General features: G+C 71.8%; 12 protein-coding genes. 8 read left to right on the plus strand and 4 right to left on the minus strand.

The features are described from left to right. Nucleotides 1-19: 19 nt before the first annotated feature. The gene (locus ABH928_RS07620; RefSeq protein ID WP_370063435.1) at nucleotides 20-1,948 is read left to right on the plus strand and encodes a long-chain fatty acid--CoA ligase; all 1,929 of its coding nucleotides are present in this window, start codon (nucleotides 20-22) and stop codon (nucleotides 1,946-1,948) included. Nucleotides 1,949-2,040: 92 nt separating this feature from the next. After that, nucleotides 2,041-3,270, plus strand: coding sequence for a radical SAM family heme chaperone HemW (gene hemW / locus ABH928_RS07625; RefSeq protein ID WP_370063437.1), 1,230 nt, complete (start codon nucleotides 2,041-2,043; stop codon nucleotides 3,268-3,270). A 40-nt stretch (nucleotides 3,271-3,310) separates the two neighbouring features. Here the strand turns inward: hemW and ABH928_RS07630 are convergent, their stop codons facing one another. The 4 genes from ABH928_RS07630 to htpX form a co-directional block, all read right to left on the minus strand. Beyond that, a complete protein-coding gene (locus tag ABH928_RS07630; protein WP_370063439.1) occupies nucleotides 3,311-3,718 on the minus strand; it encodes an alpha/beta hydrolase fold domain-containing protein in 408 nt (135 codons plus the stop codon). A 65-nt stretch (nucleotides 3,719-3,783) separates the two neighbouring features. Next, nucleotides 3,784-4,605 (minus strand): DUF3097 domain-containing protein, encoded by an 822-nt coding sequence (locus tag ABH928_RS07635; protein ID WP_370063806.1) that lies wholly within the window; start codon nucleotides 4,603-4,605, stop codon nucleotides 3,784-3,786. Between the two features lie 34 nt (nucleotides 4,606-4,639). Further along, complete coding sequence (locus ABH928_RS07640; RefSeq protein WP_370063441.1) at nucleotides 4,640-5,221, minus strand: hypothetical protein; 582 nt, start codon at nucleotides 5,219-5,221, stop codon at nucleotides 4,640-4,642. Nucleotides 5,222-5,264: 43 nt separating this feature from the next. Continuing rightward, nucleotides 5,265-6,185 carry a zinc metalloprotease HtpX gene (htpX, locus tag ABH928_RS07645; RefSeq protein ID WP_370063443.1) on the minus strand — a complete coding sequence of 307 codons (921 nt, stop codon included), beginning with the start codon at nucleotides 6,183-6,185 and terminating at the stop codon, nucleotides 5,265-5,267. A 272-nt stretch (nucleotides 6,186-6,457) separates the two neighbouring features. On the opposite strand from htpX, the gene hrcA reads away from it, so the two are divergent. The 6 genes from hrcA to ABH928_RS07675 all read left to right on the plus strand — a co-directional run bounded on the left by hrcA (nucleotide 6,458) and on the right by ABH928_RS07675 (nucleotide 14,251). Further along, nucleotides 6,458-7,489, plus strand: coding sequence for a heat-inducible transcriptional repressor HrcA (gene hrcA, locus ABH928_RS07650; RefSeq protein WP_370063445.1), 1,032 nt, complete (start codon nucleotides 6,458-6,460; stop codon nucleotides 7,487-7,489). A gap of 84 nt (nucleotides 7,490-7,573) precedes the next feature. Further along, the gene (gene dnaJ, locus ABH928_RS07655; protein ID WP_370063447.1) at nucleotides 7,574-8,716 is read left to right on the plus strand and encodes a molecular chaperone DnaJ; all 1,143 of its coding nucleotides are present in this window, start codon (nucleotides 7,574-7,576) and stop codon (nucleotides 8,714-8,716) included. Between the two features lie 55 nt (nucleotides 8,717-8,771). After that, on the plus strand, nucleotides 8,772-9,515 hold the full coding sequence (locus tag ABH928_RS07660) for a 16S rRNA (uracil(1498)-N(3))-methyltransferase (RefSeq protein WP_370063449.1): 744 nt from the start codon (nucleotides 8,772-8,774) through the stop codon (nucleotides 9,513-9,515). A 78-nt stretch (nucleotides 9,516-9,593) separates the two neighbouring features. Then, entirely contained in the window at nucleotides 9,594-12,827 is a 3,234-nt protein-coding gene (locus ABH928_RS07665) for a PDZ domain-containing protein (RefSeq protein WP_370063451.1), read from the plus strand. A 106-nt stretch (nucleotides 12,828-12,933) separates the two neighbouring features. Continuing rightward, nucleotides 12,934-13,299: a histidine triad nucleotide-binding protein gene (locus ABH928_RS07670; RefSeq protein WP_370063453.1), complete on the plus strand. Its 366-nt coding sequence runs from the start codon at nucleotides 12,934-12,936 to the stop codon at nucleotides 13,297-13,299. A 4-nt stretch (nucleotides 13,300-13,303) separates the two neighbouring features. Then, entirely contained in the window at nucleotides 13,304-14,251 is a 948-nt protein-coding gene (locus ABH928_RS07675; protein ID WP_370063455.1) for a ribonuclease Z, read from the plus strand. Nucleotides 14,252-14,285 lie beyond the last annotated feature (34 nt).

A 14,285-nucleotide genomic window follows, 5' to 3' on the forward strand; every position in this document is an offset into this window, starting at 1 on the left:
ACGGGCACCGGAGGAAGCCGTGAGCTTGAAGCCGCTCGTCGCAGAACCCCTGCTGGACAACCGCCCCGAGTCCGTTGCCCAGCTTTTCCTGGCCCGCGTGGCAGCCACCCCGGACCGGGTCGCCTACCGCTACCCCGTGCCGGTGGACGAGCATGCCGCAGACGGTGCCCCGGGCGCGGAGCAGTGGCGGCCGATGACGTGGGGCCAGGCTGCGGAGCGCGTGCAGCACATCGCGGCCGGGCTCATGTCCCTGGGGATCGAGCCGGAGCAGCGCGTCGGCATCTCCTGCTCCACCCGGGTCGAGTGGATCCTCGCCGACCTCGGCATCATGTGCGCGGGCGCGGCGGTCACCGCGGTGTACCCGAGCACCAACGCCGAGGAGACGGCGTTCATCGTCTCCGACTCCGGCAGCCGCGCCATCGTCGTCGAGGACGCCAAGCAGCTGGCCAAGATCCTCAGCGTGCTGGCCGAGACGCCCGAGCTGCGGACGGTCGTCACCATCGACGGCAGCAAGCCCGACGCCGAGGCGGCCTCCGCCGCCGCTGCCGCGGGCGTCGAGGTGCTCGGCCTGTCCGAGCTCGAGGAGCGCGGGGCCGCCCACCTCAAGGACCATCCGGACGAGGTCACCGACGCCGTCGCCGCGATCAAGCGCGAGCAGCTGGCCACGCTGATCTACACCTCCGGCACCACCGGTCGCCCCAAGGGCGTCCGCCTGGTCCACGACTGCTGGTCCTACCAGGCCGCGGCGCAGAGCTCCCTGGGCCTGACCGACGACACCGACGTGCAGTACCTGTGGCTGCCGCTGTCGCACGTCTTCGGCAAGACGCTGACCTCGGGTCACATCCAGCAGGGCTCGGTGATCGCCGTCGACGGTCGCGTCGACAAGATCATCACCAACCTGCCGGCGGTCCAGCCGACGTACATGGCTGCCGCGCCGCGCATCTTCGAGAAGGTCTACAACGGCATCGCCAGCAAGGCCCGGGCCGAGGGCGGCGCCAAGTACAAGATCTTCATGTGGGCGGCCGGTGTCGCCCGCGAGTACGCCGAGACGGCGCAGAAGAACCAGATCGCCACCGGTTCGCGGACCGTTCCCTTCCCGCTCCAGGCCAAGCACGCGGTCGCGGACAAGCTCGTCTACGCAAAGATCCGCGACGCGTTCGGCGGTCGGCTCCGCGCCTGCGTCTCCGGCTCGGCGGCGCTGGCACCGGACATCAACTTCTTCTTCTCCGGTGTCGGCGTCCACATCCTCGAGGGCTACGGCCTGAGCGAGAGCAGCGCCGGCTCCACGGTCAACCCCGGCGAGGGCTACCGCGTCGGCACGGTCGGTCGCCCGCTCCCGGGCACCGAGGTCCGCATCGCCGAGGACGGCGAGGTCCTGCTCCGCGGCCCCGGCGTCATGCGCGGCTACCACAACCAGCCGGAGAAGACCGCCGAGGTCCTGGAGTCCGACGGCTGGTTCCACACCGGCGACATCGGCGAGCTCGACCAGGACGGCTTCCTGCGGATCACCGACCGCAAGAAGGACATGTTCAAGACCTCCGGTGGCAAGTACGTCGCCCCGAGTGAGGTCGAGGGCCGGTTCAAGGCGGTCTGCCCGTTCGTCAGCAACATCCTGGTCATCGGCAACGGCCGCAACTTCTGCGCCGCGCTGATCACCCTGGACGAGCCGGCCATCATGCAGTGGGCGGCGGACAACGGCCAGGCCGGCAAGGACTACGCCGACGTCTGCACCTCGCCGCAGACGCACACGTTGATCGGCGGTTACGTCGACGAGCTCAACGGCCAGCTGCAGCGCTGGCAGACGGTCAAGAAGTTCACCGTCCTCCCGCGCGACCTGGACATCGAGCACGGCGAGCTGACGCCGAGCCTGAAGGTCAAGCGCCCGGTCGTGGAGCGCGAGAACGCGGCGCTGATCGAGGCGATGTACGAGGGCTCGCGCGAGGCCTGAGCCCGGCCCGGTGGGGCGGAAACCCCCGTCCCACCTCCTCGGGGAGCGGCCCGTCGGCATGTCCACGCGCGTGATCACGGACAATGGGTGTCATGCCTTCCGCTCTGCCTGACGGCGAAGCCGTCCCGGCTGACGGTTCGCTTCCCGAAACCGCCCTCGCCGGGCTCGGGACGCGTCCGTTCGGCTTCTACGTCCACGTGCCCTATTGCGCCACCCGCTGCGGGTACTGCGACTTCAACACCTACACCGCGACGGAGCTGCGCTCCTCCGGCACAGTGGCGTCGCAGGAGACGTACGCCGAGCATCTGGTCGCCGAGATCCGCCTCGCGCGCACGTTGCTCGGGGACGCGGACGTGCCGGTGGAAACCGTCTTCCTCGGCGGTGGCACGCCGACGCTGCTGCCCGCCGCCGACCTGGTCCGGATGCTGGCCGCGATCCGCGAGGAGTTCGGCCTCGCGCCCGGAGCCGAGGTGACCACCGAGGCCAACCCGGAGTCGGTGGACCCCGCGTACCTGGCGGAGCTGCGCGAAGGCGGCTTCAACCGGCTCAGCTTCGGGATGCAGAGCGTCCGCCCGCACGTGCTGCAGCTGCTCGACCGGCACCACACTCCCGGGCGTCCGCAGGCCTGTGTCGCGGAGGCACGGGAAGCCGGGTTCGAGCACGTCAACCTCGACCTGATCTACGGCACGCCGGGGGAGTCGGACGACGACTGGGCCGCCTCGCTCGACGCGGCGCTCTCGGCGGAGCCGGACCACATCTCCGCCTACGCGCTGATCGTGGAGGACGGGACCCGACTGGCGGCCCGGATCCGGCGCGGGGAGATCCCGATGACGGACGACGACGTCCACGCCGAGCGCTACCTCCAGGCCGAGGAGCGGCTCACGGCTGCCGGAATGGAGTGGTACGAGGTCTCGAACTGGGCCACCTCGAAGGCCGCGCGCTGCCGCCACAACGAGCTGTACTGGACCGGCGCGGACTGGTGGGGCGCCGGACCGGGCGCGCACAGCCACGTCGGCGGCGTCCGCTGGTGGAACCGCAAGCACCCCGCCGCCTACGCCGCAGCCCTCGCGGCGGGTGAAACTCCGGCGCAGGGACGCGAGCGGCTCGCGTCGGAGGACCGCCGCGTCGAGCGGATCCTGCTGGAACTCCGCCTCTCCGAGGGCTGCCCGCTGGACCTCCTCCAGCCGGACGGCCGCACTGCGGCGGACCGCGCCCTCGCCGACGGCCTGCTGCAGCCCGAGCCCTTCGCTCAGGGCCGCGCCGTCCTCACCCTGCGCGGTCGCCTCCTTGCCGATGCCGTCGTCCGCGACCTGGTCGACTGAGCAGGCGGGATTGGGCGTGACCAGGCGGGATCGAGCGGGATCAGGCAGGGTTGAGCGCGTCGCGCAGGGCGCGCAACCAGTGCGCCGTCGTCCGTCGGGTGACAGACGTCTCCGGCGCGTAGGCCTCGAAGAGGTGCCACGCACCGGGGACGTCCTTGATCTCGACCGGGACGTCCGCCTCGATGAGGCGGCGCGCGAAGTCGAGGCCCTCGTCGCGGAGCGGATCCAGGCCGCAGGTCAGCACGTAGGCGGCGGGCAGGCCGCGCAGGTCCGTGGCGCGGGCGGGTGCGGCGTAGGCGGGGGCGTCGCCGCGGTCCGCGCCGAGGTAGGTGTCCCAAGTGCGGGGGATGCCGGGGCCGTTGGTGAAGCGCCGGTCGGTCACCCGCCGCCGGGACGGGCAGTCGTCCCGGTCGTCCCGCGGCGCATCCTCACGCTGGCCGCCGCGCACGAGCGGGCCTATGTGGACTACTGGGAGTCCTTGGCCGCCGAAGAGGGTGAGTAGGGAGCCAGGGGTCAGCTGGTGACGAAGTCGATGAGCTCCTCGACCCGGCCGAGGAGGGCCGGGTCGAGGTCCTTGTAGGAGTGGACCGAGCCGCGGATGCGCTTCCAGGCGGCGGACGTGTCGAGGGGCCAGCCGAGGCGGGAGCAGATGCCCGTCTTCCAGTCCTCGCCGCGCGGGACGTCCGGCCAGGCGGGGATGCCGACGGCGGCGGGTTTGACGGCTGCCCAGATGTCGATGAAGGGGTGGCCGACCACCAGCACGTGGTCGCCCGTCACCTGGGCGGCGATCCGGGACTCCTTGGAGTCGGGGACCAGGTGGTCGACCAGCACGCCGAGGCGGCGGCCCGGTTCGGGGCCGAACTCGGCGACGATGGCGGGGAGATCGTCGATGCCCTGGAGGTACTCGACCACGACGCCCTCGATGCGCAGGTCGTCGCCCCAGACCTTCTCCACCAACTCGGCGTCGTGGACGCCCTCGACGTAGATCCGGCTCGGCAGCGCGACCCGTGCCTTCGCGCCCTGGACGGCGACCGACCCGGACGCGGTCCGGCCGGGTCCTGCGGAACCACCTGCGGGACCCGGGGCAGAGCCGCCCGTCGGGCGGACCAGGGTGACCGGTCGGCCGTCGATCAGGAAGCCGCGCGGCGTCATCGGGAATACGCGGTGCTTGCCGTGGCGGTCCTCCAGGGTGACCGTGAAGCCCTCCGCCGTCTTCTCGCAGCGGACGACCGCGCCGCAGAAGCCCGTGGACGGCTCCTCCACCACCAGGTCCCGTTCGGCGGGGACCTCCGGCACCGCGCTCGGGCGCTTCCACGGGGGCGTCAGATCGGTCATGCCACGGGCGTCGTAACGGCTCACGGGACGATCATTACAGACCGGGCGCGCCCCAGACCGGGAACCAGCGGGTCAGGTCCTGCTCGATCCGGAGGTCGTTGCCGATCATCGCCTTGATCTGCAGCTCCAGCGGGTTGTCCCGCTTCTCGCCGGGGAGCGGGGCGAACGGGTAGAAGGCGCCGCGCTTGTAGAGGTAGACCAGGGCGAACCGGCGGCCCTGCGCGTTCTCGAAGTTGACGAGGGTGCAGAGCAGCTGCGGGCCGAACCCCTGGGACTCCAGCGCCGAGTTGACCGCATGGACGTCGTTGACCAGCGAGACGATGTCGTCCGGGTCCTGGCGGGCGGTGATCCAGGAGTAGCCGTACGAGTCGCGCGGGGTGACCTCCACAGGGCGGCGGCCACGGCCCGTGTCGGCGTCCAGCAGGGCCTGGACCTCCTGCTGGACCTCGGCGAACGCCCCGCCCTCAGCGGGGGCGAAGCAGACCGAGCCGACGCCGGTGGGCTTGTAGCCGGCCGCGGCCTCCAGGGTGATGGCCGCCGAGGGCAGGCCGAAGAGCTGGTCCAGATCCGGCTTGACCGGCTTGGTGCGGCCGAGCAGGGCGTCCAGGAAACCCATCGCTCAGTGGTCCTCTCTACTACGCGAGTGCAGTCAGGAGTGTTCAGCTGCGGCCGAGCTCGGCGGAGATCTTGCCGAGCTGCTCCAGGCGCTGGTCCAGCGTCGGGTGGCTGGAGAAGGCGTTGCCGACCGCCTCGCGGGCCGAGAGGGCCGGGGCGAAGTAGAAGGCGTTGAACGGCTGGGACTTGCGCAGATCCTGGGTCGGGATGGCGCCGATGTCGCCGGTGACCTTGGTGAGCGCGGAGGCCAGCGCCGACGGCTTGCCGGTGAGCAGCGCGGCCGAGCGGTCCGCCGAGAGCTCGCGGTAGCGGGAGAGCAGGCGGGTCAGCAGGAAGCTGATGGCGTAGACGATCGCGCTGACCGCGATCACGGCCAGAATTGCCATGCCGGTGTTGTCGTTGTCGCGGTTGTCCCGGCGGTCGAAGCCGCCGAACATGCCGAACTGCAGGCCGACGCGGGTGATGATGCCGGCCAGCACGCCGAGGAAGCCGGCGATGGTCATCACCGCGACGTCGCGGTGCGCGACATGGGACAGCTCGTGCGCGAGGACGCCCTCGAGCTCCTCCGGCTCCAGGCGCCGCAGCAGACCGGTGGTGACGCACACCACAGCGTTCTTCTCGTTGCGGCCGGTGGCGAAGGCGTTGGGCATGTCGCTCTGGGCCACGGCGACGCGCGGCTTGGGCATGTCGGCCAGTGCGCACAGGCGGTCGACCGCCCCGTGCAGCTCCGGGTACTCCTGTGGCGACACCTCGCGCGCGCCCATGCTGAACGCGGCGATCTTGTCGCTGAACCAGAACTGCACCACGAACAGGCCGCCCGCGATGATGACGACGATCGGCCACGCGCCACGCAGCACGACCAGCAGCACGCCCACGAAGACCACGAACAGCAGGCCGATCAAGAACATCGTGATCAGCATGCGGCTGGTCAGGCCGCGGTCCGGCGCGAAACGAGTCCTGGACATGGTGTCCCTCCTGGGCGGTGAACTGCGGCTGCAATTCTGCCTTGCCGCACTCGGTATGTGGGCCGCCCTCGGTATGTGGTACGTCTGACGAGGTCCAGTCGTTCCGGTCGCGGACCGTCGCGCTTTACACTGACAGCTGACCGATCCTGGCACTCGTATGTCCAGAGTGCCAGAGCTGATGTAGTGACGAGATCAGTACGAGCGGTGCTTGCAGCAAGAGCAGCGCTGCGACAAGCACAGCAAGCCGACCGGACCGACTGGAGGTGCGTACCGTGCCCGAGGAGCGCCGGCTCGACGACCGCAAGCTTGCGGTGCTGCGGGCCATCGTCCAGGACTACGTCGGCACGGAGGAGCCGGTCGGCTCCAAGGCGCTGGTGGACCGGCACAGCCTCGGTGTCTCGTCGGCCACGGTCCGCAACGACATGGCCGTCCTCGAGGAGGAGGGCTACATCCACCAGCCGCACACCAGCGCCGGCCGGGTGCCCACCGACAAGGGGTACCGGCTGTTCGTGGACCGGCTGACGGAGGTCAAGCCGATGTCGGTCGCCGAGCGCCGGGCCATCACCAACTTCCTCGACCACGCCGTCGACCTGGACGACGTCGTGGCGCGCACGGTCCGGCTGTTGGCGCAGCTCACCAGACAGGTGGCGGTGGTCCAGTACCCCTCGCTCACCCGTTCCACGGTGCGGCACGTCGAGTTGGTCCCGTTGACGCCGACCCGGGTGATGCTGGTGCTGATCACCGACACCGGCCGGGTCGAGCAGCGCATCGTCGACTGCCCGGGGCAGGTGGGCGAGGTCATGCTGGCCGACCTGCGGACCAGGCTCAACGCCCGGGCGGCGGGACAGCGCTTCGCCGAGGTGCCGACCTTGCTGCAGGACCTGCCCGAGACCTTCGCGCTCCAGGACCGGGCCTCCGTCACGACCGTGCTCTCCACTCTCTACGAGGCGCTGGTCGAGCAGACCGAGGAGCGCGTGGTGATGGGCGGCACGGCCAACCTGACCCGGTTCCCGCACGACTTCCCGCTCACGATCGCGCCGGTGCTCGAGGCGCTGGAGGAACAGGTGGTACTCCTTCGACTACTCGGGGAGACCGCTGATCCTGGTGTGATGGTCAGGATCGGTCACGAGAACGCCTATGAAGGGCTCAATTCCACGTCCGTCGTCTCGGTGGGCTACGGTTCCGGCGAGGAGACCGTCGCCAAGCTCGGGGTGGTCGGGCCGACTCGGATGGACTACCCGGGAACCATGGGGGCCGTCCGGGCGGTTGCACGGTACGTGGGTCAGATCCTGGCCGCGTCCTAGTGGCAGCACGGCAGTAGCACGCAGGTGCACGGCAGGCGCACGGCAGGCGCACGAGCCTCAGACGGAGAACAGCGGAGCATTTTGGTGGCCACGGACTACTACGCGGTACTCGGCGTCCGACGGGACGCGGGTCAGGACGAGATCAAGAAGGCTTTCCGCCGACTGGCGCGTGAGCTGCATCCTGACGTCAACCCGGACCCGAAGACCCAGGAGCGGTTCAAGGAGATCAACGCCGCCTACGAGGTGTTGTCGGACCCGAGCAAGCGCCAGGTCTACGACCTGGGCGGCGACCCGCTCTCGTCCACGGGCGCCGCCGGTGGCGCCGGCGGCTTCGGGACCGGCGCGGGCTTCGGCTTCAGCGACATCATGGATGCCTTCTTCGGCGCGGCCGGTAACCAGCGCGGCCCGCGGTCGCGGACCCGGCGCGGTCAGGACGCCATGATCCGGATCGACATCGATCTGGAGGAGGCGGCCTTCGGCACCACCAAGGAAATCCAGGTCGACACCGCCGTCGTCTGCAACACCTGCAACGGCGAGGGCGCGGCCCCCGGTACCTCCGCGCAGACCTGTGACATGTGCCGCGGTCGCGGTGAGGTCTCCCAGGTGACCCGGTCCTTCCTGGGCCAGGTCATGACCTCGCGTCCGTGCCCGCAGTGTCAGGGCTTCGGCACCGTCGTGCCCACCCCCTGCCCGGAGTGCGCCGGCGACGGCCGGGTCCGCGCCCGCCGCACGCTGACCGTCAAGATCCCGGCCGGTGTCGACAACGGCACCCGGATCCAGCTGGCCGGCGAGGGCGAGGTCGGCCCCGGCGGCGGCCCGGCCGGTGACCTCTACGTCGAGATCTCCGAGAACGCCCACGAGATCTTCCAGCGGCGCGGCGACGACCTGCACTGCACGGTGACCCTGCCGATGACGGCGGCCTCGCTCGGCACCAAGGTCCCGCTGGAGACGCTGGACGGCGCGGCGGAGATCGACATCCGTCCCGGCACCCAGTCCGGCCAGTCCATCCCGCTGCACGGCCGGGGCATCACGCACCTGCGCGGCGGCGGACGCGGCGACCTGATAGTGCACGTCGAGGTCCTGACGCCGAGCAAGCTCGACGCCGAGCAGGAGGACCTGATGCGCAAGCTCGCCAAGCTCCGCGGCGAGGAGCGCCCGTCGGGCCAGTTCGCACCGGGTCAGCAGGGCCTCTTCTCGCGCCTCAAAGACGCATTCAACGGTCGCTGACGCGTTCAACGGTCGCTGACCAACCCTCAAGAAGCACGTCGGAAAGAGCACGCACGTGACCGCGCCCGTCTTCCTGCTGGACGCCGACCGCTTCGCACCCGTGGGCGGGCTGGTCCGCCTGGACGGGGCGGAGGGGCGGCACGCCGTCTCGGTCAAGCGGTTGACCGTCGGTGAGGAGGTCGTCCTCACCGACGGAGCGGGCCGGGGCGTGCGCGGCGCCGTCGCCTCGGTGGAGGGCAAGGACGTCCTTGCCGTCACCGTCACTGAGGTGCTGGACGAGCCGGAGCCGGAGCTGCGGATCACCGTCGTCCAGGCGCTGCCCAAGGGCGACCGGGGCGAGCTGGCCGTCGAGTTGATGACCGAGGTCGGCGTCGACGAGGTCGTGCCGTGGGCCGCGTCGCGCTGCATCACGCAGTGGAAGGGCGACCGGGGCGCCAAGTCGCTGGCCAAGTGGCGGGCCACCGCGCGCGAGGCGGGCAAGCAGTCGCGTCGGCTGCGCTTCCCCGTGGTGCAGGACCTGATGACGACCCGTCAGGTCTGCGCGCTGCTCGCCTCGGCCACCGTCCCGGGTGTCCTGCACGAGGAGGGCGCCGCTGCGCTCGCCTCCGCGCCGCTGCCGGTCTTGGGCTCGGTGGTCCTCGTCGTCGGGCCGGAGGGCGGCGTCTCCCCGGACGAGCTGGACGCCTTCACCACCGCCGGTGCGGGGGCGTACCTGCTCGGGCCGTCCGTGCTGCGCACCTCCACGGCGGGCGTGGCCGCCGGCGCGCTGCTGCTGGGGCGCAGCGGGCGCTGGGGGTAACCGCCGACTACGCGTGCGGCAACTCGCGTGCGCTAAATGCGCGTGCGCGGAGCGGGTGCCTCGGCTAGCTTGCGCGTGATGCTTACAACAGACGGATATCTCAGCTACCCGGACATCCACGGTGACTTGGTCGCCTTCGTCGCCGAGGACGACATCTGGCTGGCGCCGGTCGGGGGCGGCCGTGCCTGGCGGGTCAGCGCCGACCGGGTTCCGGCGGCTCGGCCCCGCTTCTCGCCGGACGGAACCCAGTTGGCCTGGGCGTCGACCCGCGACGGCGCGCCGGAGGTGCACGTCGCGCCCGTTGCCGGAGGCCCGGCCCGACGCCTGACCCACTGGGGCAGCGCCAAGACCAGCGTCGTCGGCTGGAGCGAGACCGGCGAGGTGCTGGCACTGAGCACTCAGGGCCGGCGCTCCCGGGCGCACACCTGGGCCCACGCGGTCCCGCTGGACGGCGGCCCGGCCCGGACGCTGCCCTACGGCCGCGTGGGCGGCGTGGCCTTCGGGGCCGGCGGCGTGCTGTTGGCCTCGGCCGGGATGGGACGCGAGCCCGCGCAATGGAAGCGCTATCGCGGCGGCACGGCGGGCAGGCTCTGGATCTCCGCCGGGGAGGACGGCGAGTTCAGCCGGATCCACGCGGAGCTGGACGGCAACATCGACTCGCCGATGTGGGTCGGCGACCGCATCGCGTTCCTCTCCGACCACGCGGCCGGCGAGGACGACGGCGAGCCGGTGGGCCGGCTCTGGTCCAGCCTGCCGGACGGCAGCGATCTGCGCTGCCACACCGAGCACGGCTTCTACGCCCGCAACGCCGCCACCGACGGTCGTCGCGTGGTCTACCACTGCGCCGGTGAGCTCTGGCTGTTGAACGACCTCGACGAGGGCACCCGGCCGCAGCGGCTGGAGATCGCCCTGGGCGGGCCGCGGACCGATCGGCAGACGTACCCGATCGCCGCGTCCGACCACCTCGGCACGGTCGCCCCGGACGCGCAGGCGCGGGCCAGCGTGGTCGAGGTGCGCGGCACCGTGCACCTGCTGACCCACCGTGACGGCCCGAGCCGCGCGCTGGCCGTCACGTCGGGTGTGCGCAACCGGCTGCCGCAGCTGCTTCCTGACGGCTCGTCGGTGTGGGTCACCGATGCCGAGGGCGACGACGCGCTGGAGTTCTCCGACGGCCGTCGCGTGCTGGGCGGGCGGCTGGGGCGGGTCGAGGAGCTGGCCGTCTCCCCGAACGGCAGCCTGCTGGCGGTGGCGGACCGGCTCGGCCGGATCCTGCTCGTCCCGGTCGCGGAGCCGGAGGCGCTGCGCGAGGTCGACCGCAGCAGTTTCGAGCAGGCCGAGGGGCTCGCCTTCTCGCCCGACTCACGCTGGCTGGCCTGGTCGCACTCGACCGCGGCCGAGGGGATGATGCGTCAGATCCGGCTGGCGCGCACGGACGGTGGCAGCGAGTCGACCGAGCCGATCGAGGTGACGCCGGTCCGGTTCCGCGACTGGTCGCCCGCGTTCACCGCGGACGGCAAGCACCTCGCCTTCCTCTCCGCCCGTGACTTCGACCCGGTCTACGACCAGCACGTCTTCGACCTGTCGTTCCCGCTGGCCGCCCGTCCGTACCTGCTCACCCTGGCTGCGGAGACGCTGTCCCCGTTCGGCCCGCAGCCCGACGGCCGGGCCACGGGCGGGGGAGCGGACGCCACGGCCGACGCCGACAGCGCCGCCCGGACCGTGGCAGACACGGTGGTCGACACCGACGGCCTTGCGGCCCGGATCGTGCCGTTCCCGGTGCCGTCCGGGCGCTACGGAGAGCTGAAGGCGGTCAAGGGCGGTGTCGCCTGGCTGCACCACCCGCTCGTCGGAAGCCTGGGCACCGGTAGGGCCACGCCGGACGCGAGCGCCGAGCGCAGCTCGCTGGAGCGGTTCGACCTCGGGAAGCTGCGGGTCGAGACCCTGGTCGACGCGCTGGACGGCTACTCCGTCTCCGGTGACGGCAGCCGACTGGTGGTCAGGGACCACGGTGAGCTGACGGTGCTCCCCGCCGACCGCAAGGTCGACAAGGACGAGAAGGACGACCGGGTCGCGGTGGACCTCGGCCGGATCCGGGTGACCGTCGACCCGACCGCCGAGTGGCGGCAGATGTTCGACGAGGCCGCCCGGCTGATGCGCGACAACTTCTGGCGCGCCGACCTCGGCGGCGTCGACTGGGACGCGGTCCAGGCCCGCTACCGACCGCTGGTGGAGCGGTTGGGCAGCCACGGCGACCTGGTCGACCTGCTCTGGGAACTCCAGGGCGAGTTGGGCACCTCGCACGCCTACGTGACCCCGCCGGGCGGTGGGGCACGAGGCGGGCAGGGACCGGACAAGGCGCGTCGGCAGGGATTCCTCGGCGCCGACCTGGCCCGTGACGAGCAGGGCGTCTGGCGGGTGGCCCGGGTGCTGCCCACCGAGTCCTCCGCCCCGGAGGCGCGGTCCCCGCTGGCCGCCCCCGGCGTCGCGGTACGGGCCGGGGACGCGCTGCTCGCGGTCGACGGTCGGGCGGTCGACCCGGTCACCGGCCCGGCCCCGCTGCTGGTCGGCGCTGCCGGGAAGCCGGTCGGGCTGACCGTCCGGCGCAGCGGTGAGAGCGACTCCCGCACGGTGGTCGTGGTCCCGCTGGCGGACGAGGAGCCGCTGCGCTACCACGCCTGGGTCGCGGACCGCCGGGCCCACGTCCACGCCGTCTCGGGCGGACGGCTCGGCTATCTGCACGTGCCGGACATGGTGAGCAACGGCTGGGCGCAGCTGCACCGCGACCTGCGCACCGAGATCGGGCGCGAGGGCCTGGTCGTGGACGTCCGTGAGAACCGCGGCGGCCACACCTCGCAGCTGGTGATCGAGAAGCTCCACCGCCGGGTCGTCGGTTGGGACTTCCCGCGCGACAGCGTCCCGACCACGTACCCGTTCGACGCCGCGCGGGGACCCATGGTGGCGGTGACGGACGAGTACGCCGGCTCGGACGGGGACATCGTCGGGGCGGCCTTCCAGGCGCTGAAACTCGGTCCGGTCGTGGGCGTCCGCAGCTGGGGCGGCGTGGTCGGCATCGACGGCCGCTACCAGCTGGTCGACGGCACGGGTGTGACCCAGCCGCGTTACGCGATCTGGATGGAGGGCTACGGCTGGGGCCTGGAGAACCACGGCGTCGACCCCGACGTCGAGGTCGTCTGCACCCCGCAGGACTGGGTGGCGGGACGCGACCCGCAGCTGGACGAGGCGGTCCGGATCGCCCTCGCCGCCCTGACGGAGCACCCGGCGGCCCAACCCCCGGCCCTGCCGGAGCTCTAGTCCCTTCAGGGCTCAGGCAGCCTCTTCGGAGCTCCGGCCCAGTCTGTCGGCAGTCCTCGGTACGATGCACGCGTAGCGAGGACTGCTGACGCGAGGAGCGTGCGGGATGATCGGCGAGGTCCAGGCGGACTGCCTGTTCTGCAGGATCGTGGCGGGCGAGATCCCGTCCACCAAGGTGCGCGAGACCGAGCACACCCTCGCCTTCCGTGACATCAACCCGCAGATGCCGACCCACGTGCTGGTGGTGCCGAAGGCCCACTACCCGAACGCCGCCGCGCTGGCCGAGGCGGACCCGGCGCTGGCGGGTACGGTGCTGGCCGAGGCCGGGCGGGTGGCCGAGGACGAGAAGGTGGCCGACAGCGGCTACCGGCTGATCTTCAACACCGGCAGCGGCGCGGGGCAGACCGTCTTCCACGCCCACGTGCACGTGCTGGGCGGCGGCAACGGCGAGCTGCACGAGCGGCTGGTCTGACGGGGTGTCGGCTCGTGAGCTGGTCGTGCTGGGCACGGCCAGCCAGGTGCCCACGCGCCACCGGAACCACAACGGCTACCTGTTGCGCTGGGACGGCGAGGGCCTGCTGTTCGACCCGGGCGAGGGCACGCAGCGGCAGATGCTGCACGCCGGGGTCAGCGCCCACCAGATCACCCGGATCTGCGTCACCCACTTCCACGGCGACCACTGCCTGGGCCTGCCCGGCGTGATCCAGCGGATCAACCTGGACAGGGTCCCGCACCCCGTCACGGCCTACTACCCGGAGTCGGGCGGTCACTGGTTCGAGCGGCTCCGGCATGCGAGCGCCTTCCACGAGACGGTGCCGCTGGGGTCCGAGCCGGTCGCGGGCGAGGGAGCGGCCTTCCCCGGCCCGCGCTTCGAGCTCCAGGCGATCCGGCTCTCCCACCCGGTCGAGTCCTACGGCTACCGCCTCGTCGAGCCGGACGGCCGCCGGATGCTGCCCGGGAGGCTGCGCGAGCTGGGGATCGCCGGTCCCGAGGTCGGGCAGCTCCAGCGCGAGGGCCGGCTCCAGCGCGACGGCCAGGCACCGGTGACGCTGGACGACGTCAGCGAGGGCCGGCCGGGGCAGCGGGCCGCCTTCGTCATGGACACCCGGCTCTGCGACGGCGTGCACGCCCTGGCCGAGGGAGCAGACCTGCTGGTCATCGAGGCGACCTTCCTGGACGCGGACGCGCACCTGGCCGAGGAGCACGGCCACCTCACCGCCGCCCAGGCCGCCCGCGTGGCCGCCGAGGCGGGCGTGCGGACGCTGGTGCTGACGCACTTCTCGCAGCGCTACCCGGACCTGGACGGTCACCTCACCGAGGCCCGCAAGCACTTCGACGGCGAGATCGTGGTCGCCGAGGACCTGATGCGGGTGCCGGTTCCCGCCCGTACAACGGGCCGTAAACCACTGGCGAATCCGCGCTGAGCAGCGCAGCATCATTGTTCCCGGCCGTTCCGTC

The organism is Streptacidiphilus sp. MAP5-3, from assembly GCF_041262505.1.
In the GTDB taxonomy this organism is placed as follows: Bacteria; Actinomycetota; Actinomycetes; order Streptomycetales; family Streptomycetaceae; genus Streptacidiphilus.

Bases quoted from the DNA above. Each gene is read 5' to 3' on its own strand.
- ABH928_RS07635 (WP_370063806.1), bottom strand. From the start codon at position 4,605: ATGACCGATCTGACGCCCCCGTGGAAGCGCCCGAGCGCGGTGCCGGAG.
- ABH928_RS07640 (WP_370063441.1), bottom strand. From the start codon at position 5,221: ATGGGTTTCCTGGACGCCCTGCTCGGCCGCACCAAGCCGGTCAAGCCG.
- htpX (WP_370063443.1), bottom strand. From the start codon at position 6,185: ATGTCCAGGACTCGTTTCGCGCCGGACCGCGGCCTGACCAGCCGCATG.
- hemW (WP_370063437.1), top strand. From the start codon at position 2,041: ATGCCTTCCGCTCTGCCTGACGGCGAAGCCGTCCCGGCTGACGGTTCG.
- ABH928_RS07665 (WP_370063451.1), top strand. From the start codon at position 9,594: ATGCTTACAACAGACGGATATCTCAGCTACCCGGACATCCACGGTGAC.
- ABH928_RS07670 (WP_370063453.1), top strand. From the start codon at position 12,934: ATGATCGGCGAGGTCCAGGCGGACTGCCTGTTCTGCAGGATCGTGGCG.